Origin of the sequence: Stenotrophomonas sp. YIM B06876, assembly GCF_030711595.1 — a bacterium.
In the GTDB taxonomy this organism is placed as follows: Bacteria; Pseudomonadota; Gammaproteobacteria; order Xanthomonadales; family Xanthomonadaceae; genus Stenotrophomonas.
Window position 1 is genome coordinate 1 of record NZ_JAUJUJ010000304.1, and the last position, 1,011, is coordinate 1,011.

Annotated in this window: 1 protein-coding gene; it reads left to right on the forward strand. The window is 63.1% G+C overall.

The features are described 5' to 3' along the window. On the forward strand, positions 1-1,011 hold a 1,011-nt coding region (locus tag QZH66_RS16905; protein ID WP_305807015.1), incomplete at both ends, for an HsdR family type I site-specific deoxyribonuclease.

Here is a 1,011-nt window from a genome sequence, read left to right on the forward strand (position 1 = left end):
GCTGGTCGGCGGCGTGCCGGTGCTATACCAGAAGGACGGCGAGACGGTCGGCGACTTCGTGCGTCTGGTCGATTGGGCCGAACCGTCGCGCAACGAGTTCTGGGCGGTCAACCAGTTCACTATCAAAGGCCCGCACCACACCCGCCGGCCCGACATCATCCTGTTCCTCAACGGCCTGCCGCTGGTGCTCATAGAGCTGAAGAACCCCGCCGACGAGAACGCCGACATCTGGAGGGCCTACGACCAGATTCAGACTTACAAAGAGCAAATCCCTGACGTGTTCCAGACCAACGAGTTGCTGGTCATCTCCGACGGCACCGACGCCCGCCTGGGCAGCCTCTCGGCCAACGCTGAACGCTTCTTGCAGTGGCGCACCATCGACGGCGTGAACCTGGACCCCCTGGGCGAGTTCAACGAGTTGCAAACCTTGGTGCGCGGCGTGCTCGTCCCGGCCACCCTGCTGGACTACCTGCGTTACTTTGTACTGTTTGAAGATGACGGCCGGCTGGTCAAGAAAGTGGCGGGCTACCACCAGTACCACGCGGTGCGGGCTGCCATCGGCCATGTGGTCGCCGCCTCCCGACCTGACGGCGCCGCCAACCAGCGAGGGAAGGGCGGGGTGGTCTGGCACACCCAGGGCAGCGGCAAGAGCATCACCATGACCTGCTTTGCCGCCCGAGTGATGCAAGAGCCTGCCATGGCCAACCCCACCATCGTCGTCATCACCGACCGCAACGACCTAGACGGCCAACTGTTTGGCGTCTTCAGCCTGGCGCAAGACCTGCTTCGCGAGCAACCGGTGCAGGCCACTACCCGGCAGGAACTGCGCCAGTTGCTCAGCAATCGGCCCTCAGGTGGCATCGTGTTTGCCACCATCCAGAAGTTCATGCCGGGGGAAGACGAGGACATGTTCCCGGTGCTGAGCGACCGGCACAACATCGTGGTGGTAGCCGACGAAGCCCACCGTACGCAATATGGGTTCGAAGCCAAGCTTAAGACCAGGAAGGTGGC